General features: G+C 73.0%; 13 protein-coding genes. 10 read left to right on the top strand and 3 right to left on the bottom strand.

The genetic code is table 11. The features are described 5' to 3' along the window. Positions 1-29 precede the first annotated feature (29 nt). A complete protein-coding gene (locus tag ABZZ04_RS33525) occupies positions 30-1580 on the top strand; it encodes a hypothetical protein (protein WP_356935995.1) in 1551 nt (516 codons plus the stop codon). Positions 1581-1790: 210 nt separating this feature from the next. Further along, complete coding sequence (locus ABZZ04_RS33520) at positions 1791-2681, top strand: SCO0930 family lipoprotein (RefSeq protein ID WP_356935994.1); 891 nt, start codon at positions 1791-1793, stop codon at positions 2679-2681. A 183-nt stretch (positions 2682-2864) separates the two neighbouring features. Here the strand turns inward: ABZZ04_RS33520 and ABZZ04_RS33515 are convergent, their stop codons facing one another. Then, on the bottom strand, positions 2865-4571 hold the full coding sequence (locus ABZZ04_RS33515; protein ID WP_356935993.1) for a hypothetical protein: 1707 nt from the start codon (positions 4569-4571) through the stop codon (positions 2865-2867). 300 nt (positions 4572-4871) lie between these two features. On the opposite strand from ABZZ04_RS33515, the gene ABZZ04_RS33510 reads away from it, so the two are divergent. After that, a complete protein-coding gene (locus tag ABZZ04_RS33510; protein WP_356935992.1) occupies positions 4872-6227 on the top strand; it encodes an endonuclease domain-containing protein in 1356 nt (451 codons plus the stop codon). An 881-nt stretch (positions 6228-7108) separates the two neighbouring features. Continuing rightward, positions 7109-8053, top strand: coding sequence for a helix-turn-helix domain-containing protein (locus tag ABZZ04_RS33505; RefSeq protein ID WP_356935991.1), 945 nt, complete (start codon positions 7109-7111; stop codon positions 8051-8053). 88 nt (positions 8054-8141) lie between these two features. Here ABZZ04_RS33505 and ABZZ04_RS33500 read toward each other — a convergent pair whose 3' ends face one another. Next, positions 8142-17000 carry an amino acid adenylation domain-containing protein gene (locus tag ABZZ04_RS33500; RefSeq protein WP_356935990.1) on the bottom strand — a complete coding sequence of 2953 codons (8859 nt, stop codon included), beginning with the start codon at positions 16998-17000 and terminating at the stop codon, positions 8142-8144. A gap of 378 nt (positions 17001-17378) precedes the next feature. Here ABZZ04_RS33500 and ABZZ04_RS33495 point away from each other — a divergent pair, with 378 nt between their 5' ends. From ABZZ04_RS33495 to sbnB, 6 genes are all read left to right on the top strand, one after another. After that, positions 17379-17849, top strand: coding sequence for a cobalamin-dependent protein (locus tag ABZZ04_RS33495; RefSeq protein ID WP_356935989.1), 471 nt, complete (start codon positions 17379-17381; stop codon positions 17847-17849). Further along, positions 17836-19119 carry a methylaspartate mutase gene (locus ABZZ04_RS33490; RefSeq protein ID WP_356935988.1) on the top strand — a complete coding sequence of 428 codons (1284 nt, stop codon included), beginning with the start codon at positions 17836-17838 and terminating at the stop codon, positions 19117-19119. Before ABZZ04_RS33495 ends, ABZZ04_RS33490 begins: the two co-directional genes overlap by 14 nt. Positions 19120-19203: 84 nt before the next feature. After that, on the top strand, positions 19204-20217 hold the full coding sequence (locus ABZZ04_RS33485; protein WP_356935987.1) for an asparagine synthetase A: 1014 nt from the start codon (positions 19204-19206) through the stop codon (positions 20215-20217). Next, positions 20214-21440, top strand: a complete 1227-nt coding sequence (locus tag ABZZ04_RS33480; RefSeq protein WP_356935986.1) for a glutamate synthase-related protein — start codon at positions 20214-20216, stop codon at positions 21438-21440. Before ABZZ04_RS33485 ends, ABZZ04_RS33480 begins: the two co-directional genes overlap by 4 nt. Beyond that, positions 21437-22384 carry a 2,3-diaminopropionate biosynthesis protein SbnA gene (gene sbnA / locus ABZZ04_RS33475; RefSeq protein WP_356935985.1) on the top strand — a complete coding sequence of 316 codons (948 nt, stop codon included), beginning with the start codon at positions 21437-21439 and terminating at the stop codon, positions 22382-22384. The genes ABZZ04_RS33480 and sbnA overlap by 4 nt, the downstream gene beginning before the upstream one ends. A 25-nt stretch (positions 22385-22409) precedes the next feature. Further along, the gene (gene sbnB, locus ABZZ04_RS33470) at positions 22410-23417 is read left to right on the top strand and encodes a 2,3-diaminopropionate biosynthesis protein SbnB (RefSeq protein ID WP_356935984.1); all 1008 of its coding nucleotides are present in this window, start codon (positions 22410-22412) and stop codon (positions 23415-23417) included. Between the two features lie 556 nt (positions 23418-23973). On the opposite strand, the gene ABZZ04_RS33465 is transcribed toward sbnB, so the two are convergent. Then, the coding region (locus ABZZ04_RS33465) for an alpha/beta fold hydrolase (protein ID WP_356935983.1) at positions 23974-25353 on the bottom strand (1380 nt) is incomplete at its 5' end.

Raw genomic sequence — 25353 nt, 5'->3', positions numbered from 1 at the left:
ACGACGCACGGCGGACAACGCCGTGGCACATGGCAGCAAGGGTGACGGCGATGTGCGGCCTGGCGGCCGTCACCTGGCTGGTGCCGCCCGCACCGGCGCAGGCGCTGGGGTCCGTGCGGGCTCCGGATTCCGTACGGGTGCTGGACTCCGCACCGGCTCCGGCCACCGTACGGATGCGGCCTTCCCGGGAGCTCCGGGTGCTCCGGGCCGACGAGGTGACGAAGTACTACGTGGTCAGGTCCGCGCAGGAGAACGGCGGCGAGCAGGAGACGCTGTTCGGGATCGCGGAGCGCACCCTCGGCGACGGCGACCGGTTCGAGGAGATCCTGGTCCTCAACAGCGGGCGCCAACTGCCGGACGGTTCGGCCTTCGTGAGCCCCGATCAGCTGCCCCCGGGCTTCCCGCTGATCCTGCCGGAGGACGCGGACGGTCCCGGTGTGGAGTTCGGTGTCCTGCCCGAGGAGAGCGCCACCTCGGCGAAGCGTCCCCCGCAGAGCGCCTCCCCCGCGACGCGCGCCGCGGCCGGCCGGAGCGCGGGACCGTTCGCCGGGCTCGGCGACCGGCTCGGGTCGCCCTGGCTGATCGGGGGTGTCGTCGGCGCCACCGTACTGACCGTGGTGATCGTCGCGCGGCGTCCGATCGGCCGGGCCCTGCGCGCCACCGGTTCCGGGGCCGCGCGGGCCGCCCGGGTGCTGCGGCCCCGGCTGCCGCGCCGTCTGGCGCTCGCGCTGCGGCGGCGTCGGCGGGGCGCGCTCGCGCGGCGGCTCGCGGCGGACACCCGTACGCCGGTGGTGGTGCGGCAGGCCCTGCGCGAACTGATCCCCGCCGAGGCGGCGAAGGCCGGGCGTCCGGTCCGGGTCTACAGCGTCCTCGCCGAACCCACGAAGCTGCTCGCGTCGGTTTCGGGGGCGCACACGGCGCCCGCGCCGTGGACCGCGCTCGAACCGAATCGCTGGGAACGCACCGGGCTGCCCTCCGTCGTCGAGGGCGATCCGGCGGCCGGCGTGACGCTCGCGCTGCCGCACCTCGCCCGCATCGGGGTGAGCGAGCGGGGCGCGCAGGTCATGGTGGATCTCGGGCAGATCAACGGCGCCCTCAGCGTCAGCGGTGACCTCGTCGTCGCCCAGGACACCCTGGCGGCGCTGGTGCGCGGCCTGCTCGAACTGCCGCGGCAGAACACGGTGGTGGTGGCGGTGGACCCGGGCGCGAGCACCCTGCCCGGACTCAACGGCCTGGTCCGGGTCCGCTCCGTTTCCGAGGTGAAGGGCAAGGCCCCCGAGGAGATTCTCGACTCCGCCGAGGAGCTGGGTGTCGGCCTGATACGTGGCGCCGCCCGTACGGGCGAGGTCACCGGGTTCATCGTCCTCCAGGACGCGCCGGCCCCCGAGGAGGCGCGGGCGCTCGCGGACCTCACGGGATCCGGGGGCGACGGCTGGATCGTGCTGGCGGTCGGCGACGTGCCCGGGGCGCACTGGAGGTGGTACGCGGAGAGGGACGGCAGCGTCGACCTGGGCGTACTCGGTCTGCGGGTGGTCGTTCCCACGCAGACGTCGGCGGGGGCTGGCACGGGGCGGGTCTGACGGTCCGCGACCCGGAAAAAGAATTCCCCGGGAATTGAACCTCCCCACCACAGCGGCCGTTTTCACAGTGACAGTGACCGACCGGAAAGAATTCCGGGACCAGGAACTCCGCCCCGGCAGTCGGCCGACTCCTCCCCTGCTGCCGGGGCGGTCCATTGCTTCAGCAATACAGCAAGAAACCACTTCCAGCTTCCCGAAAGAGGGATACCCATGCGTAAATTCACCTATGTCCCGGCCGCGTTCACGATAGCCGCGGTCATGCTGACGGCGGCCTGCGGAAGCTCCGGGGGCACGGCGGCGACCACCACCGGTTCCGCCGGGCGCGCCGCCTCGACGGGCAACGGTACGCAGCCCTCGCAGGCGGGCCGGCTCAGCGTCTGGAAGAGCGAGGAGCTGGGCCCGGTCGTGACGGACGGCGCGGGCTTCACCCTGTACCGCTTCGACAAGGACACGGCGAAGCCGCCCGCTTCCAACTGCGCGGGCGACTGCGCCGCGGCCTGGCCGCCGGTGCCCGCCGACGGTGCGAAGGCGGGCCGTGGCCTGGCCCCCGGTCTGCTCGGCTCGGTGAAGCGCGCCGATGGCACGAAGCAGCTGACCCTCGCCGGATGGCCGCTGTACCGCTACGCGCAGGAGACGGCGCCCCGGCAGACCCTCGGTCAGGGCGTCGGCGGCACCTGGTTCGCGGCGGCGCCGGACGGCACAAAGGCAAAGACGCCGGTGCAGGAGGCCCCGAGCGAGCCGAAGGATCTGCCCGCCCTGTCCACGGTCGACGACGAGGAACAGGGCACGATCGTCCGCGACGGCAAGGGGCGCACGCTCTACCGCTTCACCAAGGACACCGCCTGGCCGATGAAGTCCAACTGCGAGGGCGCCTGCCTGAAGGAATGGAAGCCCGCCGAACTCGTCGACAAGAAGGACATCGAGGGAATCGACCCGAAGCTGATCATCCCGTACACCCGCCCCGACGGTACGAAGCAGCTCACCATCGACTGCTGGCCGCTCTACTGGTACACCGGCGACAAGAAGCCCGGTGACACCAACGGCCAGGGCGTGAACAGCACGTGGTTCACCGTGCGGCCCGACGGCAAATTGGCCAAGTAGCCGCGTCGCCCCTGCGGGGGAACCGTCCCGTGCCCCGGTCGAGGACGCCGGTTTCCGAGAGAGCTGCCCAGGGGTGGGTTCGGACCTCCGCCGGACCCACCCCCGACAGGCGTCGGCCTTGCGCGGCCGGCTCCCTGAGGTGCTGATCGTTGTGCAGAGGGGATACGGGAACGCTCCGCCCGCTCATGCCTGGTCCTCCTGCGCCGCGGCCAGGCTCGCCTCGATGGCCTCCTCGTCCGACATCCCGCTCAGTGTCAGGTCGCGTGATCGCCACGGATCCTCGCTGCTCGTCCAGGTGCGGTTGATCGCCTCCTGCAGCCGGGACAGATAGGCCTCACCGTCGCGTTCGTACTGCCGCGTCTCGGCGGCGTCCATGCGGATCAGCCTCGACCCGTCCACGGCGCTGTACCAGCAGCGCGCGTTCAGGAAGAGCTGCTCGCCCACGGCATACAGGACCCAGCTGTTGCCGTCGGTCGCGATCCGTTCCGGGCGTTGCGCCTCCCGCGCGATCCGGGCGGCGTCACCCCACTGCTCCACCGGCGGGACCCGCTCCGGGGTTCGGCGAGAGGCGTCGTCGAGCGAGACGTACTCGAAGGTCGGGTCCGCGTCGCGGTGCAGAGCGAAGAAGATGTTCCGGTGGCAGATCGTGCATCTCAACCGTGTCTCGACGCGTTCCATCAGTCCGGAACCGTGCAGGCGGAGCATGTCGTCCAGTGCCACCCGGTTGTGCGCCCGGCGGAGACGGCCGACGGCGACCCCGGCACGCAACACTGCGATCGTCGCGTCCACATCGACGCCGCCGGGCGCCGATGCCGCCCTGATCAGCGTGCCCGCGCAGCCGGGGCAACGCTCGTCGGCGGGATCGGTCCCGGCGTACGTGTCCTCCGCTGTCATCTGGATGAGCTTCAGGTGACCCGGCTCGTCCTTCGGGGCCCACCCGTCGTAGAAGACCTTCACGAACCCGTGCCCGATGGAGTGGGTCGAGCTCGGGCCCGTGCGTCCGGTGATCGGCTTGCCGAGTGCCTCCTCGACCTGGCTCTTCGAGGCGTCCCGGCTCAGCCCGGGAATCAGGGTGCCGAGCCCCGTGAAGCCGCTCGGCGCGGTCTCGCCGGGCCGGACGTGGAAGAGGACCGCCGTCACCACCCCGTCCCGGAGCATGATCTCGCCGCCGGAACCGAACGTCAGGTACCGGTCGTGGTGTGCGGGCGCACCGACCTCGAACTCGCTGATCACCGGGTTCGAGCCGAGCAGGTCGATGACACGTCGCACGGCGTCGTCGTGCTCGGCCATCAGGAGGGCGTCGTCGTACGGTTCGAGGGCCTGCCGCACCGCGGTCGCCCGGGCCGCTGCCCTGCGTTCCGCCTCCTGCGCACGCCGGGCGCGTTCCGCGTCGCTGACGATCGACGGCTCGGCGCCGAACCACAGCCGCTTCTCGAACGCCTCACGGTCCCGGGAACGTGTCAGATCGACCTGGCACAACGTCGCCAGTGAATCCCGAAGACCGCCCCGGAAGCGCTTGTTCGTCATGGTCAAGTACTGCTCGACCTGGGAATCGGCGCCCCCGAGGATCATGTCGATCACCCGCCGGCATTTTCCCGGCGGGCGCGCCGGGACGGCGTCGGCGTGGAAAACCGCGAGTTCACCGAAGAGCACGACGTAGACGGCCCAACACCGAAGTGGGCTGCGCTCTGCGGCGGCGATCTGCTGCGCGGTCACCTCGAAGCGGAAACGATCATGCCGACCGTCCCGGTCGACCTGCACGTTCAGCGTCCCGTGACCGTCCTCCTGGACGTCGATGAACGGCTCGTCCCCACCCTGGTCGGGCAGCAGCCACAGCCGCCGTACGCCCCTGCCGGGCGCCCGGCCCCGCGGGCTTCGCTTCCTGCTCATGGCTCCTCCTCGTGCACCTCACGCTCGCGCCGGTCCCTCTTCCCCGCGAGACCCCGCTGCACCTCCGGCGTCCCGGCCGTCCGTGCCCACGGCCCAGCAGGCCCAGCAGGCCCAGCAGGCCGACGCTACGCCCGACATCGTGCCAGCGCGGCCCTGCACGGCTCGGCAGGGCCCTCGGTCGTCCTCGCCGATGGCCACCGGGACGTCGACCGGCCTTCGGTGCTCGCGTGCGGAACTCCGTCGCTCGATCCGTCCGGGTTCGGGCTCCGTCGCCGCATCGCAGGCCGTTAGTCTGTCGACATGTCGGAGCGTGTCATGCCCGGTCGCACGGACGGCCTGATCACCCTGGTTGCCGCGGACGCCCTGTGGGTCGATCTGACGACCGGCAGCGCCGTGCCGACGGCTTCCGGGGCCTTCACCTGCTCCCCTGCCCGTGCCCGGGCGGGATACGTCCTGCTCGGCAGCCGTGCGGTGGCGACGGTGAGGACGGGCGACGGTCAGTGGGATGTTCCGGAGGGCGAGGTGCGCCGGGCGGCCGCGGAACTGAACGCGGTGGGGATGGATCGGCGGGACCTGGTTCGCGTCGGTCCGTTCCGTGGTGCGTCGGGGCAGGAACGCGACGGGGAAACGCCGCTGCTCTGGCGCCAACGCGTCAAGGGGGAACTGAAGGGGGAACTGCAGGGGCCGGGCGACCCCGAACGGGCAGCACGACGCGAGGTCGGCCGGCCGTCCCATCTGGCGGGGATCGACTGGCGACAGTTGCTGGTGGAACAGACCCGCGGCGGGGCGCAGCGCACGTGGTGGCTGCCGCGCGCTGTGGTCAGGCTGCTGGACGCGGCCGAGCACGCCGAGAAGCAGTGGGTGCGAACCGCGCCGGCCCGCCGGGCGGGCACGGCCGTCACCGAGGCGTCCTCCCTCCCCCGGCAGGCCCGGGACACCGGCGGCCGGCGGACGACGGACCCCGAGGGCCCCGCCGTCCCGCTGCGCCCGTACGGCAAGGAGCTGGAAGGCCGGCTGTACTCGGTGCTCAGCCGGAAGCCCGGGACCTCCCGCAAGGTGGCCGGGTGGGCATGCGCCGTCTGCCGCACCGCGCCCGCCACCGTGCTCGACCACTGCCACGAACACGGCTACGTCCGCGCCCCCGTCTGCCAGTCCTGCAACACCCAGGAACGCCCCGACCACCTGTACAGCAACGACATCCGCGTGGCGAACCGCTACGAACGCCTCTTCCGCACCGACGCCGGCGACTGGCTCCGCCACTGGCACCGCTGCACCGGCTGTCGCGCACGTACCACCCTGCCCCTGCCGCACCTCGCCGCGTGGACCGCCCGCATAGCCTGCCGGTCGCTGCGCCCGACCCACCGCGCCCCACGCGGGCGCAAGCCCTGCGGTGTCCTGCGCGTGTCCTGGACAGGCAGTCAGAACGCGCCCCGTTCCTGCCTGCTCACCGTCGCCGTCGACTTCTGCCCCTCCGGCGAGCACCGTGTCCTGGCGCGGGTCACCTACCGCGAAGCCACCGAGCGGTTCCGTGCCTGGTTGGCCGAGACGGCCCCCGCCGTGGCCGCCGCGGCCGGTCCTGACCGCCTGGACGACCTCCCCACCCGGTTCCGGCCAGTCGTCGTGGACACCGGCGGCGAGGGTCTGGAACTGTTCTGAGCGGGCGCCGGGTGACCTGACACCCCGGCGGAATGTGCGGCGGAGCCCCGCGGGGCGGGGCCGAGGGGCGCGGTCGGTGGAGTCGTGTGTGCGGCCGGGCCTGCCACGGGGCAAAGATCGCAGATGTGCCGGGATCCCGCATGGGGGACTGTCCCCCATTTCCTCGGCCCACTGACCGGTGGGGCAGCGGGGCGTACGGAGCGCCGCGGTGCCGGAGGGCGGCCGGTGGCGGCCGTGACCGCCCGAGGGGGCGGGCCGGCGGCGTGCGACCGGGTGCCGTCCGGCCGAGGGGCGTACGGGCAGGTGGTCGGCCCGGCGGGTATATGGGGGCAGGCGCGACGTGCCATGGGGGACGCCCGTGCCCCGGCCGCCACCGCACGGCCCGGTCCGCCGTGCCCGCTCGTCGTGCGGGCCCGCAGAGCCGGGCCGGTCGCCCGGTCGTCGTGAGCACGCGGCGGTCCGGTCGACCGTCCGGTCGCCCAGCGCTGCTGCGGCCTGTGCGGTTTCCGTCCAATCGCGCCGGGCGGCGAACCCGGAGGGCGGATCAGCGGCGGCCCGCGGACGGGACGGCGTGCTCGGCGGTGTCCCGGCCCGGTGTGCGCCTCGGCCGCGGGAAACCGCCCGTGGGGTGCCCCGTCCGCCCCACGAGGAGTCGTCCCGAAGGAACTTGGGGGCACATCCCGCATCCGCCGTCGCTGCGACACCCGTTCTACTGATCTCCGGCCGGCGGTTCCCGCGGTGGCGTCCCGAGGGAGCGCCGCCGGCCCGGATTCGACTCGTGTCCCACAACCAACAGGTGCCGTACGACAAGACATACAGGAGCGCAGGACATGCGGACCTCTCTGGGTATCGATTCCCTTGCACGGAGGGTGTACATATCGATGGTCGACCGGCCCGGCTCGGAAGTGACCGAGCTGGCCGAGCAACTGCAGGAGACCGAGGAAACGGTCCGGGACGGGCTGGAGCGGCTGTCCGCCCTGTTGCTCGTCGTCCCTGGCGACTCCGCCAGCGGCTGGCGGCCGGTCGACCCGGAGGTCGGGCTGGCGGCGATGCTCACCCGGCAGCAGGAGGAACTGGCCCGCCACCGGCTCCAGGTGGAGGGCAGCCGGCTGGAGGTGACGCGGCTGCTGTCGGAGCGCGGGCGCGGCGGCCGGGAAAGCGTTCCGGACGTCAAGTGGCTGGCCGGTGCGGACGCCGTGTGGCGGCACATGAGCTTCCTCGCCGACGAGTGCGCGAACGAGTGGCTGACCGTCGGACCGGTCGAGCGGCCGGACGCGGCGGCCTTCGAGGCCGGTCACTCGCTGGACGAGATCCTGCGGCGGCGCGGTACGCCCGCTCGCGCCATCGTGCTGGAGAGCGTCCGCAACGACCCCGAGGCGACGGAGCGCCTGCGCCGGAACGAGGAGTGCGGCGGCGCCGTCCGCACCCTGCCGTCGCTGCCGGTGTGGATGATCGTCTCCGATCGCAGGCACGCCGTCGTGCCGGTCATGAGCGGCCGCAGTGTGGTCGGCGCGATGGCGTGCGGCGTCGAGTCGGTCACGGAAGCCTTCGCGACCCTGTTCGCCCGGCTGTGGAAGGAGGCCCTGCCGCTCGCGGAGGCGCGTCCCCGTACCCGTGGCAACCTCTCCCTCCAGGAGCAGCACGTGCTCCGGCTGTGGGCGCAGGGGCTCACGGACGCGGCGGCGGCCCGCCGGATGGACGTCTCGCTGCGCACGGTGCGCCGGCTCTCGGAGAAGCTGACCGACCGGTTCGGTGCCCAGAGCCGGTTCCAGCTCGGTGCCCTCGCGCTCGCCAGCGGCGGCATCCGCGCCGAGGACATGGTCTGAACCGTCCCGCCCGGTGCGACCCGGCCGTAAAGGGGCCGGACCCTCGTCGAGGAGGTCCGGCCCCTTCACCGCGTGGCACCGGGTGCGGTCATCCGGCCGGTGCGAACTGTGCCGTGATCTCCGCCATCATCAGATCGGCGATGCTCTGGGCGAGTTGCGCCGGGGTGGGAGAGTCGAACACGGCTCGCACCGGCACGTCGATCCGCAGCGCCTTCCGCAGCCGTGAGGCCACCTGCGTGGCGAGCAGCGAATGCCCGCCCAGTTGGAAGAAGTCGTCGTGCACACCGACGCGTTCGATGCCCAGCAGTTCCTGCCACACGGTGGTGACGGTCCGCTCGACTGCGTTGCGCGGTGCCGTGTACTCCCTCCCCAGGTCCGGTCGCTGGTGGTCCGGCACCGGCAGGGCCGCCCGGTCCACCTTGCCGTTGGCGGTCAGCGGGAGGCGCTCCAGCGCGACGAACGCCGCCGGGATCATGTAGTCGGGCAGGAACCGCCCCAGGTGGGCGTGGAGGTCCGCGGTGCTCGGCGCGTCCGCGCCGGTGGTCACGAGATACGCCACGAGCCGCTTGTCGCCGGGGTCGTCCTCGCGGACGATCACGTTGGCCTCGCCGATGCCGGGGTGGCTCAGCAATGTGGACTCGACCTCGCCGAGCTCGATGCGGTTGCCGCGGATCTTCACCTGGTTGTCGATCCGCCGCAGGAACTCGAGCTGTCCGTCCGCCCGCCACCGCACGAGGTCGCCGGTGCGGTAGACCCGGGTGCTCACCCCTTCGGCCTCGTACGCGGTGAACCTCTCCTCCGTCAGCTCCGGTCTGCCCCGGTAGCCGCGGGCCACCGGCACGCCCCCGATGAGGAGTTCGCCGGGCACCCCGACCGGCACCGGCCGGTCGTGCTGGTCCACCACGAACACCAGGGTGTTGGAGACGGGCCGGCCGATCGGCGGGACCGGTTCGCCGGGTTCGACCACCGTCGAGGTGGTGACGACCGCGGCCTCGGTGGGGCCGTAGTTGTTGACCACGCGGAAAGGCAGCCGTGCCCGCGGTGGCATCCGCAGCCGGTCACCGCCGGTCAGCACGTAGTCGAGGGGGCTGTCCGCCGCCCACGGCAGCGCCGCCAGGGCCTCCAGCATCGGTGTGGACAGGAATGTGGCGTGGACGCGCTGTTCGCACAGCCAGTCCCGCAGCAGATGGGGGGTGAGCCGGACGGTCTCGGTGGTGACGCAGCAGGTCGCGCCGTGGGTCAGGCCGAGCCACAGCTCCCACGCCGCCGCGTCGAACCCGACCCCGGCCAGCAGCGCGATCCGCCGTCCGGGTTCCAGCCCGTACTCCCGTGCCGTCCAGTGCACCAGGTTGACCAGGCTGCGGTGTTCGACCTGGACGCCCTTGGGGCGGCCGGTGGAGCCGCTGGTGTAGATCAGGTAGGCGAGGTCGTGCGGTGCGGCGGCCGGCCGGGGGTCGGTGTCCGGTTCGCCGGCCAGTGTTGCGGTGTCCTCGTCGAGCAGCAGCAGCGGCACGTCCGGGGGCAGCCGGTCGGTGTGCGCGGAGCCGGTGAGGACGACCGGGGTCCCGGTGTCCCGCACCATGTGCGCCAGCCGCTCCGCCGGGTGGTCCGGATCCATCGGCACGTACGGCGCCCCCGCCTTCAGGACTCCCAGCAGGGCCGTGATCAGGTCGGGGCCGCGCTCCAGGCACACCGCGACCGGCATGTCCGGCCGTACTCCGTACCGAGTGCGCAGGTGGTGGGCGATCCGGTTGGCCCGGGCGTTCAGCCGGCCGTAGGTCAGCGTGCCCTGCGGCCACTCGACGGCCACCGTGTCCGGCTGCTGTGCCGCCCGCTGCTCGAACAGGCCGTGCAGCGTGGCGGTGTCCGGGAAGGCGGTCGCGGTGTCGTTCCATTCGACCACCGTCCGCCGCCCTTCGCCGGCGGTGAGCAGGCACAGCCGGGACAGCCGTGCCGCGGGCTCGCGCGCCACCGTCTCCAGCAGTGTGCCCAGGTGGCCGGCCAGCCGGGTGACCGTGTCCCGTTCGAAGAGGTCCGTCCGGTACTCCAGGGTGCCGCGCAGTCCGCCGTCCGGGTCCTCGGACATCATCAGGGTGAGGTCGAACTTGGCGTCCGGCAGTGTGACCGCGAAGGGTTCCACGTCCAGCCCCGGGAGGCTCCAGCCGTGCTCGTCCGGCGTGTTCTGGAACACGAACATGGTCTGGAACAGGGGGTTGCGGGACGGGTCGCGGTCGGGGGCGAGTTCCTCGACGAGGCGCTCGAAGGGCAGGTCCTGGTGGTCGTAGGCGCCGAGCGCGGTCTCCTTGACCCGGTCGAGGAGTTCGGTGAACGCCGGGTCGCCGGACAGGTCGGTGCGCATGACCAGTGTGTTCACGAAGAAGCCGATCAGCTCCTCCGTCTCGGCACGGTTGCGGCCGGCGACCGGGCTGCCGACGGTCACGTCGTCCTGGCGGGTGTACTTGACCAGCAGCACCTGGAAGGCGGCCAGCAGCACCATGTACAGGCTCGCGGTGCTGCTCCTGGCCGCTTTCCTCAGTCCGGCGGCCACTGCCGCGCCCACCTCGAACGTCACGGTGTCGCCGCCTGCGGACCGCCGTTCCGGCCGGCGGTGGTCGGTGGGCAGTTCCAGCGGTTCGACGCCGGCGAGCCGCTCCCTCCAGTACGCCAGCTGTCCCTCCAGCACGTCACCGGTGAGCTGCTGTCGCTGCCACACGGAGAAGTCCGCGTACTGCACGGGCGGTTCCGGGTCCTCGGACGGGGTGCCGGTCGTCGCCGCCCGGTAGCCCTCCCGCAGTTCGCGTGCCATGACCGGTTCCGACCAGCCGTCGCAGACGATGTGGTGCACCGTCAGCAGCAGGTGTGCCTCCTCGTCGGCCAGCCGCACCAGGTGCGCGCGCAGCAGCGGTCCCGTCGCCAGGTCGAACGGTCGGGCGGCCTCCGCGCGGGCCAGGTGCCGTGCCGCCTCCCGGCGTTCCTCGGCGTCGGCGATGTGCCGCAGGTCGTGGACGGTGGTGTGCACCGGCTCCGGCGGATCGACGATCTGCGTGGGCTCACCGCCGTCGTCGGCGACGAACCTCGTCCGCAGGATCTCGTGCCGGGCCAGCATGCGGGTCAGTGCCGCGTCGAGAGCGTCGGGGTCCAGCGCGCCGCTGACGCGCAGTGCGAAGGGCACGACGTACTCGGCGCGTCCGGGCTCCAGTTGGTCGAGGAACCACAGCCGCTGCTGGGCGAAGCTCAGCGGCAGCGGCCCGCCGGTCCGGTCGGCCGGTGCGATGCGCTCCGCACCGGCCGTCCCGTGGGCGGCGAGCTCCGCCACGGCCGCGGCCAGTGCGGCGACGGTGGGTGAGGCGAACAGCTCCCGCACCGGCACCTCCACGCCCAGTGCGTCCCGCAGTCGTGACGTCACCTGGGTGGCGAGCAGGGAGTGGCCGCCGAGCTCGAAGAAGTTGTCGTCCGCGCCGGTGACCTCGGTGCCCAGCACCCGGGACCATGCCTCGGCGATCGTGCGTTCGACCGGGGTGCGGGGGGCCGGGCCGCCGGCTCCGGACGCGCGGGGCTCGGGCGCGGGCAGTTCCCGCCGGTCCACCTTGCCGTTCGGGGTCAGTGGCAGCCGCTCCAGCGCCACGAACGCGGACGGCACCATGAAGTCGGGCAGTTCACGGCGCAGCCGCCCGCGCAGGTCCTCGCCGCGCACCGTGGCGCCCGCCGCCGGGACGACATACGCGACCAGCCGCTTGTCGCCGGGGGTGTCCTCGCGGACGACGACGGTGGCCGCGGCGACGTCGGGACCGGCCAGCAGCACGGCCTCGATCTCACCGGGTTCGATGCGGTGCCCGCGCAGCTTCACCTGGTCGTCCAGCCGTCCCAGGAACTCCAGTTGTCCGTCGGCCAGCCAGCGCACCCGGTCACCGGTGCGGTAGACCCGGCGCGGTGTGCCGTCGACGTCGGCGGTCACGAACCGCTCCGCCGTCTGGTCGGGCTTTCCCCGGTATCCGCGCGCCAGTCCGGCGCCGCCGACGAGGAGTTCGCCCGGCACCCCGGTCGGCACCGGCCGGCCGTACCGGTCCACCACGTGCACGAAGGTGCCGCGCACCGGGCGGCCGATCGGCGGCACGGCCGTGCCGGGGACGATCTCGGCCGAGGTCGTCACCACCGTCGACTCGGTCGGCCCGTAGTTGTTGACGACGCGGAAGGGCAGCCGCAGTCCGGCCGGCAGGCGCAGCGCGTCGCCGCCGGTCAGCACGTACTCCAGGGAGGTCGGCTCCGACCAGTCGAGGGCCGCCAGCGACTCCAGCACCGGTGTCGAGACGAAGGTGCCCGTGACCCGCCGCCCGTTCAGCCAGCGCTGGAGCAGCGCCGGTGTCAGCCGCACCGTGTCGTCGGGTACGCACACGGTGGCGCCGGTCGCCAGTGCGGGCCACAGCTCCCACGCCGCCGCGTCGAACCCGACCCCGGCCAGCAGCGCGACACGCCGTCCCGGGGCCGCGCCGAAGGTGTCGGCCGTCCAGTGGACCAGGCCGGCCAGGCTGTGGTGCTCGATCTCGACGCCCTTGGGCCGGCCGGTGGATCCGCTGGTGTAGATCACGTACGCCAGGTCGCCGGGGGACGCCGCGGGTTCCGGGTCGTGGGCCGGCAGGTCCGCGAGGGACGGCCGGTCCCGGTCGGTGAGGAACCGGCCGGGTTCTTCGGGCAGCCGTGCGGCCCGGGCGCTGTCGGTGACGACGAGTGCGGCCCGTGCGTCCGCGATCATGTGGGCGAGCCGGTCGGCGGGGTGCTCCGGGTCCAGCGGCAGGTAGGCGGCGCCGGACTTGAGCACCGCGAGCAGTGCGGTGATCTGCTCGGGGCCGCGTTCCAGGCACACGGCGACCACGTTGCCGGGGCCGGCTCCGCGAAGGCGCAGGTGCCGGGCGAGCCGGTTGGCCCGTGCGTTCAGCTCCCGGTAGGTCAGTTCTCCGTCGGCCGAGAGCACCGCCGTCGTGTCCGGCCGCAGGGCGGCGCACTCCTCGACGAGCCGGTGCACCGTCGTCCCGGCCCCGGTGTCCGTGGCGGCCGCCGTCCCGCTCCACTCGTCCAGCACCCGGTGCCGTTCGGCGCCGGTCAGCACCTCCAGTTCGGACAGGCGGCGCTCCGGGCCGGCGACCGCCGCGCGCAGCAGCGTGGTGAAGTGTCCCGCCAGCCGCTCCGCCGTGTCCGGTGCGAACAGGTCGAGGGCGAACACCAGATCGCCGTCGAGCGAGCCGTCGGGCCGCTCGGTGAGGATGAGGGTCAGGTCGAACTTGGCCTCCTCCTCGCGGACGGCGAACGGCTCCACCGCTGCCCCGGGCAGCTGCCAGGCGTGGCCGTCAGGGGTGTTCTGCAGTGCGAACACGGTCTGGAACAGGGGGTTGCGGGACAGGTCGCGGTCGGGGGCGAGTTCCTCGACGAGGCGCTCGAAGGGCAGGTCCTGGTGGTCGTAGGCACCGAGCGCGGTGTCCTTGACCCGGGTCAGCAGCTCGGTGAACGCCGGGTCGCCGGACAGGTCGGTGCGCATGACCAGTGTGTTGACGAAGAAGCCGATCAGCTCCTCCGTCTCGGCGCGGTTGCGGCCGGCGACCGGGCTGCCGACCGCGATGTCGTCCTGGCCGCTGTACTTCGCCATCAGCAGCTGGAACACCGCCAGCAGCGACATGAACAGGCTCGCGCCCTGCCCCGCCGCCAGTCGCCGGGCCGCGCCGGCCACGTCGGCGGGCACCGAGAAGGACACGGTGCCGCCCCGGCCCGACCGCTCGGCCGGCCGCCGGTGGTCGGTGGGCAGTTCCAGCGGCCGTACTCCGGCGAGCCGCTCCCGCCAGTACGCCGACTGCCCCTCCGTCGCCGGGCCGTCCAGCACCTCGCGCTGCCAGCTCGCGAAGTCCGCGTACTGGAGGCCGAGGGGGGCCGGGGCGCACGGCCGGCCGGCCACCGCCGCGCCGTACAGCTCGCCCAGCTCCCGGGCCAGAATGCCCTCCGACCAGCCGTCGGAGACGATGTGGTGCACCGTGAGCAGCAGCAGCCACTCCGTGTCGGCCACCCGCACCGCCATCGCGCGCAGCAGCGGCCCGGTGGCCAGGTCGAACGGCCGGCCCGCAGCCTCGCGCAGCATCTCGCGCGCGGCGTCAACACCGAGGTGCCGGGCGTCGTGGACGTCGACCGTCACCTCCCGCGCGGCGTCGACGACCTGGAAGGGGCGTCCCGTGGCGTCCGCGACGAACCGGGTCCGCAGGATCTCGTGCGAGGCGGTCAGGGCCGTCAGCGCGGCACCGAACGCGTCCGGTGCGAAGTGCCCCTCGACCCGCAGCCCCACCGGGATCGCGTACTCGGCCCGGCCCGGCGCCAACTGGTCCAGGAACCACATGCGTTGCTGTGCGAAGGACAGCGGCAGGGCGCCCGTCGACCGGTCCGCCCGCGGGATCGCGGCGCAGGTCCCCGGATCCAGCGCGTCCACGGCCGTCGCCAGCAGCGCCGGTGTCGGCGCGTCGAACAGTGTCCGGTACGGCACGTCCACCCCGAGGTCCCGGCGCAGCCGGGCGGCGACCCGGGCGGCCAGCAGGGAGTGCCCGCCCAGTTCGAAGAAGTCGTCGTCCGCGCCGACCTCGTCGACGCCCAGCAGTTCGGCCCAGATGCCGGCGACGGTTCGCTGCGTGGGGGTGCGCGGCGCGGCGAAGGCGGCGGAGACGTCCGGGCGGTGGCCCTCGGGCGCGGGCAGCGCCCGCCGGTCCACCTTGCCGTTCGGGGTCAGCGGCAGCCGCTCCAGTACGACGTACCGGGCGGGCAGCATGTGCTCGGGCAGCTCCCGCGCCAGTGCCGCGCGCAGCCCGGCCACGGCCACGTCCGTGCCGCCGGCCGGCACCAGGTACGCCACCAGGCGTTTGTCGCCCGGAACGTCCTCGCGGACCACGACCGTGGCCGCCGCGACGGCCGGCCGGGACAGCAGGGCGTTCTCGATCTCTCCGAGTTCCACCCGGTGTCCGCGCAGCTTGACCTGGTCGTCCATGCGGCCCAGGTAGACCAGGCGTCCGTCCGGCAGCCACTTCACCAGGTCGCCGGTGCGGTACACGCGCGCCCCGGGGTCGGCCGAGAACGGGTGCGGCACGAACCGCCGTGCCGTCAGATCGGGCCGGTCCAGATAGCCGAGGGCCACGTTGACGCCGCCGATCAGCAGTTCGCCGGGCACTCCGACCGGCTGTACCTCGCCGTGCGCCCCGACCACGTACACCTCGGTGTTGTCGATCGCCCGGCCCATCGGCACATGGTCCGCCGCGGGGTCCACCGTCGTCGTCCGGCTGACCACGTTGCCGACGGTCGCCTCGGTCGGACCGTACTCGTTGACGATCGCGGTGCCCTCGGTGCCCAGGGTCAGCGCCCGGTGGGCCAGCGCCGGTGCCAGGTCCTCGCCGCCCACGACCATCGTGGCGATGCCGTGCCGGACGCCGTCCTGTTCCAGCCGGGCGGTCAGCAGTTCCAGGTGCGCGGGCGTCGCCTTCAGGAAGCTGATCGGGACACCGGTCGCGACGATGTCCACGGCCGCGTCGAACACGGTCCGTCCCTGCTCCGGCTCCGGCACCACCAGGCGCAGCCCCTGCACCAGCGGCAGGAACAGCGCGGTCACCGTCAGGTCGAAGGCCGCCGACGAGCACAGCAGCGAACCGATCCGCGCGCCGGGTGCCGGCGGATAGTTCCGGTCGCACCAGTGCAGGTAGTTGACGACACCCCGGTGCCCGACCCGCACGCCCTTGGGGCGGCCCGTCGAACCCGAGGTGTAGATGACGTACGCCAGGTCGTCCGGGCCCGCGGCGGCGACCGGGGCGGTGCCGGGGCCGGCCGGCCACTCCCGGTCGGCCGGCAGCAGTTCGGTGCCCGGCGCGAACAGGTCCGTGTACGCGGACTGCGTCACCACCACCGGCGCGGCGCTGTCCTCGACCATGTACCGCAGTCGCTCGGCGGGGTAGGCCGGGTCCAACGGCACGTATGCGGCACCCGACTTGAGTACGCCGAGCAGCGCGCACACCAGGTCGGGTCCGTGGTCCAGGCACACCGCGACCAGCGCGCCGGGGCCGACGCCCCGCTCCGCCAGGTACCGCGCCAGTGCCTCGGCACGCTCGTCCATCTCCCGGTAGGTCAGCCGCTTCCCGCCGTGCTCCAGGGCCACCGCGTCGGGCCGGTGCGCGACCTGCTCCTCCACCAGCCGGTGCACGGTCGCGGTGTCCGGGAACGCGGACCGCGGCCCGTTCCACCCGGTCAGGATCCGGTGCCGCTCCGGCTCCGTCAGCATCTCCAGCGCACCGAGCGGCTCCTCGGGCGCGTCGGCGGCGGAACGCGCGAGCGTCGCGAGGTGCCCCGTCATCCGCTCCGCCGTGGCCCGTTCGAACAGGTCGGTCCGGTAGCCGAGGAAACCGCTCAGCCGCTCGCCGTCCGCGACGACCTCCAGCGTGACGTGCGCGTCCGGCGGGAACGCGGCGGCCTCCCGGCCGGCGGTGCGCCATGCGAACCACGCCACCGCGGCCCCCGTGCCACCGGTCGCGTCGGCCAGTACCGCGAGCGGCGCCGGACCGCGGGCGGCGGCGTCCGCCATGCCCCGCGCGACGTGTGCCAGGGCCTCGGTGAACGCCGGATTCCCGGCCGCGCCGCGCACCACGGTCGCCGTTTCCGTGTCCCGCGCTCCGTCCGCCGGCACCGCGACCGGGACGTCGCCCCGGCCTGCGTACCGCGCCAGCAGCGTGTGAAACACCGTCAGCAGGACCGCGGGCGGCTCCATGCCCCGGTCGCGGGCCAGCGCGGCCAGCGCGTCGGCGGTGCGGGCGGGCACGTCGAACGGGACCCGGTCCGCGGGGCCCGGTCCGTCGTCCGACGGCCGGTGGTCCGACGGCAGCTCCAACGGCTCGAGGCCCGCCAGTGCGTGCCGCCACTCCCCCAGCTGGTGATCAGCCACCGTTCTCTCCCCATCGTCAGGACATCGTCAGCGGTACAAGCGGTTCACGGGCGGCACGTCGTACGGCGCGCGGCGAGGGACGGGGCGGGGGCCTCCGGGCGGGCCGGGGACCGTGCCGCCGGCGGAACCGCGACCGCCGGCGCCGAACGTCCGCGACGAGCAGGCTAGGACGCGCGGACGCACGACCCCAGTGGACACAAATGACGCCCCTCGGGGGTGGTCACAACTGCCCAGTGCCGCTCGCGATCACCGCTGGCCACCATGGACGGCGTTACCAACGCCCAGCCCGGACGCCCCCCACGGGGGGCGATTTCACGGGTACCCGGCCCGATCACAGCGGTCGCGGCCCCATCACGGTGTCGAGAGGAAAAGCCGGTCGTGTACCCGCATCGCCAGCCCCCGGACAGCCCGCGCCACGCAGTCCTGACCACCATCGCCTCGGACTCGCACACCTGGAACCTGCTCTTCCTGCAACTGCTGCTGGAGGAGCAGGGCTGGGAAGTCACCAATCTCGGTGCGTGCGTCCCGGTCGACGTCCTGGTCGAGGAGGCCACGGCCCGCACGCCCGACCTCATCGTCGTCAGCACGGTCAACGGACACGGCGCGGAGGAGGCCACGGGCCTGGCCCGCGCGGTGCGTGCCGTGCCGGCGCTGGCCGAGGTGCCGCTCGTCGTCGGAGGCAAGCTGGACACCTCGGGCAGCGTAGCCCCGGAGGTCCACGACTCGCTCACCGACGCCGGCTTCGACGCGGTCCTGACCGGCCCGAACGCCGTCCCCGGGCTGCTCGCCCTGCTCGACGCCCTGCACGGGCACCGGCACGGAAGGCCCCACGCCGATGCCGTCCGCTGAACCCGCCCCCGCCGGGGGTGCCTTCCACCGCTTCGTCGCCGACGCCGCCCGCACCGGCAGCCTCGTCGTGCAGCCCCGTATGGGCTTCGCCGACCCCGCCCTGATGCGCACCGGCCTGATCGCCACCCGTGCCGCCGACGCCACCACCGTCGGCACCCTCACCCTGGACAGCTTCACCCGCGTCGGTGATTACGCCGCCGCCGCACGCGCCGTCGCCCAGGACCATCACCTCAACGGCTATCCGCTGGTCAGCATGCCCGTCGAGACCACCACCGGTCTCCTCGACGGCGTCCACGGGCCCGGTTTCCCCGTCCAGGTACGGCACGGCTCCGCACGGCCCGGCCGGATCGTCGAAGCCCTCATCGCCGCCGGACTCGACGCCACCGAGGGCGGCCCCGTCTCCTACTGCCTGCCCTACGGCCGCACCCCGCTGGCCACTTCGGTCCGTGCCTGGGCCGAAGCGTCCCGCAGGCTCGCCACCCTGCGCGAGACCGGCGCCGAACCGCATCTGGAGACCTTCGGCGGCTGCATGCTGGGCCAGCTCTGCCCGCCCTCCCTGCTCGTCGCCCTCTCCGTCCTGGAAGCCATGTTCTTCCGCCGGCACGGCCTGCGCAGCATCTCCCTCAGCTACGCCCAGCAGACCAGCCGCGAACAGGACGAGGAGGCCGTCCACGCGCTGCGCGCCATCGCCGCCGACCAGCTCCCGGACGTCTCCTGGCACGTGGTCGTCTACGCGTACATGGGCGTCTACCCGGAGACCTGGGACGGTGCGCTGCGGCTCGTGGCGGACGCCGCCCGGCTCGCCGTGCGCACCGGCGCCGCCCGGCTCATCGTCAAGACACCGGCGGAGTCGGCCCGTATCCCCTCCGTCGAGGAGAACGTCATCGCGCTGGAGACCGCCGCCGCTGCCGCCCGCACCACGCGGCCGGCCGCTCCGCCGCCGTCCACCGGAATCGAGGCGGAGGCCCGTTCCCTCGTCGAGGCAGTCCTGAACCTGCACGACGACCTGGGCCAGGCCCTGATCCGCGCCTTCGCCCACGGCTACCTCGACGTCCCCTTCTGCCTGCACCCCGACAACGCGGGGCGCACCCGCAGCTTCATCTCCGACCGCGGCCGGCTGGAGTGGTCCCGCACCGGGTCGCTCCCGCTCGGCAGGCCCACCGCCGCGCAGCCGTCCCGGCGGCTGACCTCGTCCGGGCTGCTGCAAGCGCTCAACCACGTCAAGAACCGCTACGACGATCCCGCGGCCCGCCTCGACAGGGCGAGCTGATCCGAGCGGCTCCCGCCCCGGCGCCCCTCCGCCACCGGTGGCCGGTGCCCCGACCCGGCAACGACAGGACAGGACATGACAGACATGACACTTCAGACAGATCTCCCGCCGGCATCCGATGCCGTCGCACTGCCCTCACCGCTGGAGCACCTGCGCGACCCGCGCACCCGAGCGGCCCTGCGCGTCCAGCAGGCGCTGATGGCCGGTGCCCGTTCCTTCCTGCGCTCCGACGGCGCCGTGGAGATGGCCCACCCGATCATCGGCCCCGTCACCGACCCGGGTTCGCGCGGCGCCAAGCAGGTCGACGTCGACTACTACGGCCACCGCTACAAGCTGATGACCAGCGCCATCCTCTACAAGCAGGCATCGCTGCTGGCCTTCGACCGCATCTTCCTCATCACGCCCAACGTCCGTCTCGAACCCGTCGAGACCAGCAGCACCCAACGCCACCTCACCGAGTTCCGGCAGGTCGACGTCGAGTACGCGGGCGCCACCCGGGACGACGCCATGGACGTCGCCGAGCGGCTGGTCCGCCACGCCGTGACCACCGTCGTCGACGAGTGCGGCGACGACCTCGCCGTCCTCGGCCGCGACCCCGAGGCCCTGCGCCGCCTGGTGGACCGGCCGTTCGCCCGCGTCCCGCACGGCGAGGTCGTCGACGGCCTGCGCCGCGACGGGTACCCGCATGCCGCCGGCACCGAGATCGAGTGGGAGGCCGAGGAGCGCATCTCCCGCCAGGCCGACGCCCCGTTCTTCATCGTCGGCTACCCCAAGGGTTCCCGCGGCTTCTACGACAAGGAGAGCCCGGCCGAGCCCGGCACCCTGCTCAACTTCGACCTCATCGCCCCCGAGGGCTGCGGCGAACTGTGCAGCGGCAGCGAACGCGAGTACGACTACACGGCCCTGGTCACCCGGATGCGCGAAACCGGCGAGAACCCCGCCAAGTACGCCTGGTACCTCGACGTCGCCCGGCACGGCATCCCCAGCAGCGCGGGCTTCGGCATCGGCCTGGAGCGCCTGACCCGCTGGGTCACCGGCCTGGACTCCGTCTGGCGGACCACGGCCTTCCCGAAGATCGCGGGGGTCGTGTCGCCGTGACCCAGCTGGCTGCACCCGGCCTGCCCGAGGACACCGTCCGCGCCCGGGCCCGCGACGGCGCCGCCGCCGTCTTCCCGCCCCTGGACAGCTACGGCACCGCCGTCTTCGGCGCCGTCCCCGAATCCGCCGGCGACGAGATCGACGCGCTGCGCCTGGCCCCGCCCGTCTTCATGCCGGGCCGCCTGGCCAAGCTCATCGACCTCGGCCGCGAACCCCTCTACTCCGACGTCCGCCTCGACACCGCCCTCGGCGGCTTCACCGCCCCGCTGCCGGTCTATCTGTCGGCGCTCGGCTCCACCCGCGTCACCAGCACCAGTCTCGCCCTCAGCCGCCAGGCCGGACGGCTCGGCGTCCCCATGGTCATCGGTGAGAACGTCGCCCCCATGAACGGCTTCCGCTCCGGCGGCGACGACCACCGCAAGGGCCTGCTGGAACGCGTCCAGGCGTACTGCGAGGAACTCCCCGACGGCATGGGCGGCATCTGCGTCCAGCAGAGCACCGAGGACGCCGACTCCGAGGTCTGGAACCACGTCTACAGCGACCCCGCCGTCACCGGGCTCCTGGCCACCGGCCGTCTCGGCTTCGAACTCAAGGTCGGCCAGGGTGCCAAGCCCGGCCTCGGCGGCCTCACCATGATCAGCGAAACGGTCGCGGCCGACCTCGCCGGACAGTACGCCGTCGAACGGCTGGGCCCCGGCGCCTCCTCGATCCTGCGCTGCGCGAGCCCGGGCACCTTCACCGACGAGATCTTCCGCCGGCAGATCCAGCTCATGCGCAACAACTATCCGCGCGCCCGCTGCTGGGTGAAGCTCTTCCCCGGCCGCGACGTCGGCCGGGCCGCCGCCATCGCCTGGGAAGCCGGTGCCGACGCCGTCGCCGTCGACGGTGCCGAGGGCGGCACCGGCTGGGCCCCGACCGGCTTCCTCGGCCACGTCGGACTGCCCCTCGCCGAATGCCTGCGCCGCGTCGACCCCGTCGGCCGTACCCTCCTCGCCAGCGGACGTGTCTGGGACGGCATCCGCGCCGTGAAGCTGCTCGCCCTCGGCGCCCGCGCCGTCGGCCTCGGCCGCGCCGCGCTGATCGCCGCCGACGAGGACCCCGAGCACGGCCTCGAACGCCTGCTGGAGGCCATGGCGCTGGAACTGCGCATGGCCGTCAGCGCACTGGGCCGCTACGCGGCGGAGGAGACCGGCCCCGAGGACCTCTGGGAGCCCCGGTCATGATCTACGAACACTCCTACGAGCTGGTCACCGACGACCTCTTCGTCCTGCTGCCCCGGCTGGTGCCCGGCTCGGACCTCTTCCTGAAGATCGAGGGCCTCAACCCGGCCGGCTCCGTCAAGCTGAAGACCGCGCTGAGCCTCATCGAGGACGCCGAGCACCGCGGCGTCCTCTCGCCGGGCGCCCGCGTCATCGAGTCCTCGTCCGGAAACCTCGGCATCGCCCTCAGCTCCATCTGCGCGACCAAGGGCTACCGCTTCACCTGTGTCGTCGACCCGAACACCAACGCCACCAGCATCGATCACATGCGTGCGCTGGGCGCCGAGGTGGTCGTCGTCGACACCGTCGACGCCAACGGCGGCTTCCTCCAGTCCCGCATCGCCCACATCCGGCGCCGCATCGAGGCGGACCCGACCGTGGTCTGGCTCAACCAGTACGCCAACCCGGCCAACCCACGCGCCCATTACGAACAGACCGCGCGCACCCTGCTCAAGACGGTGCAGCACCTCGACTACCTGTTCATCGGCGTCGGCTCCACCGGCACGTTCGTCGGCTGCGCGCAATACCTGCGCGAATTCTCGCCGCACACCCGGATCGTCGCCGTCGACGCCCTCGGCTCCGTCCTCTTCGGCGCCCCACCCGGCCCGCGGCACATCCCCGGGCTGGGCGCCAGCCGCATCCCCGAACTGTTCGAACCCGGCCTCGCCGACGACGTGGTGATGGTCGCCGAGGAGGACGCCGTACGCGAGTGCCGGCTGCTCGCCCGCACCCACGGCCTGCTCACCGGTGGCTCCACCGGCTCGGTCCTGGCCGCCGTCCGTCGCCGTGCCGACACCATCCCGGCCGGTTCCCGCATCGCCGCGATCTCCCCCGACCTCGGCGAACGCTACCTCGGCACGGTCTACAACAACGACTGGGTCGAGCGGAACTTCGGCGTCCTCACCTGATCCCGCCCGCGAAAGGCAACCACCGATGTCAACCTTCCACGTGATCGACGGCTCCGTTGCCCAGGATGTCATCGGCTCCGCGCCGTCGGCCGTCCTGGATCTCGTGCGGGAGACCTACCTCCAGCACAGCCGCGGGGCCACCGTGAACCCCAACAGTCACTTCCTGCGCTTCCCGCACGACCCCGGCGCCCGGATCATCGCCCTGCCCGCCCACCTCGGCGGCGACGCACCGGTCTCCGGCCTCAAGTGGATCGCCAGCTACCCGCAGAACGTGAACCACAACCTGCCGCGCGCCTCCGCCGTCCTCCTGCTGAACGACGCCGAGACCGGCTACCCGTTCGCCTGCCTGGAGGCGTCCGGCATCAGCGCCGCCCGCACCGCGGCGTCCGCCGCGCTCGCCGTGGAGACCCTCGCCGTCGACGACAGCCCGAAGACGGTGCTCTTCGTCGGCGCCGGCGTCATCGGCCGGACCGTCTCCGACTTCCTCGCGGCGCGCGGCACCAACGTCCGCGAATGCCTGGTCCACGACCACGTCGACACGTACGCCAAGACCTTCGCCTCCTACGCCGCCGACGCCCACGGCTGGCAGGCCCGCACCGTGCCGCAGGTCGACGCGGCCCTGGCCACCGCCGACCTGGTCGTCCTCGCCACCACCGCGCCGGCGCCCTGGCTGACGGACCAGCAGACCGTCCTGCCGGGCCAGCTCATCCTGAACCTGTCCCTGCGCGACATCCACCCCACCGTCATGATCAAGTGCAACAACGTCCTGGACGACATCGACCACTGTCTCACCGCGCAGACCTCGCCCCATCTGACGGAGATGGAGTACGGCACGCGCGACTTCATCAACGGCACGCTGGCCGACGTGCTGCGCGGGGACGTGACCCTGTCCCACGACCGCCCCACCGTCTTCTCCCCGTTCGGCCTCGGCGTCCTCGACCTGGCCGTCGGCCACCACATCTACCGAACCGCCCTGGCCACCGGTCGCGCCACCGGGATACCGGACTTCTTCCCCGAGCTGAAGCGCTGGTGAGCCGGGCGGCACCGGCCGCTTCCTCCGACGCCCCGGTCTCGCGTTCCCACCGAACACACGGTGGGACGACGGGACCGGGGCGTCGGCATGTGTACCGAAGGGGCCGGGGAGAAGCGGAGGAGGGAAGCGGGAGAGCCTGGGTGGAGATGTCACCGACAGCCCGGCGGCGGGGACCGGGGCAGCGTCGGGCGAGGAGACCCCGAGGCCCGGAGCTCCGAAGCCCGCTGACCGCCCCGAGCCGCCCCTGACCTCCCCGGCCGACAACCCGGGCCGCGCTCCCACAGCGGACTTCCGCCCCTGGTGCATCGCAAGGCCCGACCCGCCCCGGCCGGGCCAGGTGCAGGTGGAGCGGAGCTCAGTGGGACCGGATGGCCCGGAGCCTGGTGGGACCTGGTGGTGCACCGGGGCCGGGCGGGGTGGCGTACTCCCCGGGCCACGGCCGCCGGCGCTCGCGGACGGCGGAGAGCCGACGAACACGACGAGGGGCCCACCACGTTTCCGTGGTGGGCCCCTCGTCGACCCTGCCGGCTCCCGATGGTCCGGCGACGGTCCGCGGTCAGACCTGCAGCAGCTCGCGTTCCCGGTCGGTTCCGCCGGTCGGCACCGTCTCCTGCAACGCGGAGACCACGGCGTCCAGTTGCTCGTCGCCCCTGACCATCTCCATGTGCCGACCCGGCATCGTCCGCTGGGCCAGCCCTTCCGGGTAGAGCTCGCGCCAATGGGCCAGGTACTGGGCCTCCGGCACCTCGTCGCCGCTGCCTTCGCGCACCGTGTCGCTGACGAACAGCGTCGCCCTGGCCATCGAGCGGCCGGGCCGGTAGGCGGCGAGCGAGCGCACCTCGGCCTCCAGCACCTCGAAGGGAAGCCACTCGTCGAGCGTGACCAGATCCTCATCGAGGTCCATATCCGGAGCCAAACGCCTCAACTCCCGCTCCGTCGCGGCTCGTTGGTCGCCACGCTCGTCCTGGCCTCGGTGCCACAGCTCGTTCACCCGGCGGTACACCTCGGCGTACCGCTGGAAGCGGTCCCGCTGGTCGTCGCCGGTCACCGCCGGCTCCAGCAGGTACAGACCGGTCACCTCCTCCGGGGCCCGCACACCCATCGCATGTGCGATCACCGCGCCGGTCGACCAACCGAGGATGGTGCACGGGCCCGTGGGCCGCACGCTGCGGATCTCCCGCCAGTACCGGTCCGCGATCGACTCGAACCCGACGAGCGGCGCCTCGTCCGTGTTCAGCCCCGGCGCCTGGATGCCGTACACGGTGAACCTGCCCGTCAGACATTGCGCGAGCGCCCGGTACGGGTGGGTGCTGCCGCCGCCCGGGTGCACGCAGAAGAGGACGGGCAGCTCCGGGTCCGCCACGGACGACAGGAGCACCACCAGCCCGGCCGACGCCGCCTGCGGGACGTCCAGCGCGGCCGCCAGCTGGGCCACCGTCGGGTTCCGCACGAACTGCTGGAGGGTGACGCCCAGGCCGGCTTCCCGCAGCCGGGAAACCGCCCGCACCGAGCTGATCGACTGTCCGCCGAGTTCGAAGAAGTTGTCGTGGATGCCGATGGTGTCGATGCCGAGGACGTCGGACCACACTGCGGTGATGGTCTCTTCCGTCGAGTTGCGGGGTGCGGTGTAGGTGGTGGCGAGTTCGGGCCGGTCGTGGCCGGGGGCGGGGAGTGCCTTGGTGTCGACCTTCCCGTTGGGGGTGAGGGGCAGCTGGTCGAGGGTGACGTAGGTGGTGGGGACCATGTAGTCGGGCAGCTGCCGCTGGAGATGGGTGCGCAGTGCGGAGGTGTCGGGGTCGTGTCCGGGGGCGGGCACGATGTAGGCGACCAGGCGTTTGTCCCCGGGGGTGTCTTCGCGGGTGGTGACGGTGGTGGTGTGGATGTGGGGGTGGGTGGTCAGGGCGGCTTCGATCTCGCCGAGTTCGATGCGGTAGCC

The sequence above is a fragment of the Streptomyces sp. NPDC006435 genome (genome assembly GCF_040612315.1).
Lineage (GTDB): Bacteria > Actinomycetota > Actinomycetes > Streptomycetales > Streptomycetaceae > Streptomyces.
The sequence above is the reverse complement of the archived record's forward strand: the minus strand, read 5'-3'. Positions and strand labels throughout refer to the sequence as shown.

What these genes read in the sequence shown, in the direction of transcription:
- ABZZ04_RS33520 (WP_356935994.1), top strand. Translation starts at nt 1,791, where the DNA reads ATGCGTAAATTCACCTATGTCCCGGCCGCGTTCACGATAGCCGCGGTC.
- ABZZ04_RS33505 (WP_356935991.1), top strand. Translation starts at nt 7,109, where the DNA reads ATGGTCGACCGGCCCGGCTCGGAAGTGACCGAGCTGGCCGAGCAACTG.
- sbnB (WP_356935984.1), top strand. Translation starts at nt 22,410, where the DNA reads ATGTCAACCTTCCACGTGATCGACGGCTCCGTTGCCCAGGATGTCATC.
- ABZZ04_RS33515 (WP_356935993.1), bottom strand. Translation starts at nt 4,571, where the DNA reads ATGAGCAGGAAGCGAAGCCCGCGGGGCCGGGCGCCCGGCAGGGGCGTA.
- ABZZ04_RS33485 (WP_356935987.1), top strand. Translation starts at nt 19,204, where the DNA reads ATGACACTTCAGACAGATCTCCCGCCGGCATCCGATGCCGTCGCACTG.
- sbnA (WP_356935985.1), top strand. Translation starts at nt 21,437, where the DNA reads ATGATCTACGAACACTCCTACGAGCTGGTCACCGACGACCTCTTCGTC.
- ABZZ04_RS33525 (WP_356935995.1), top strand. Translation starts at nt 30, where the DNA reads ATGGCAGCAAGGGTGACGGCGATGTGCGGCCTGGCGGCCGTCACCTGG.
- ABZZ04_RS33510 (WP_356935992.1), top strand. Translation starts at nt 4,872, where the DNA reads ATGTCGGAGCGTGTCATGCCCGGTCGCACGGACGGCCTGATCACCCTG.
- ABZZ04_RS33490 (WP_356935988.1), top strand. Translation starts at nt 17,836, where the DNA reads ATGCCGTCCGCTGAACCCGCCCCCGCCGGGGGTGCCTTCCACCGCTTC.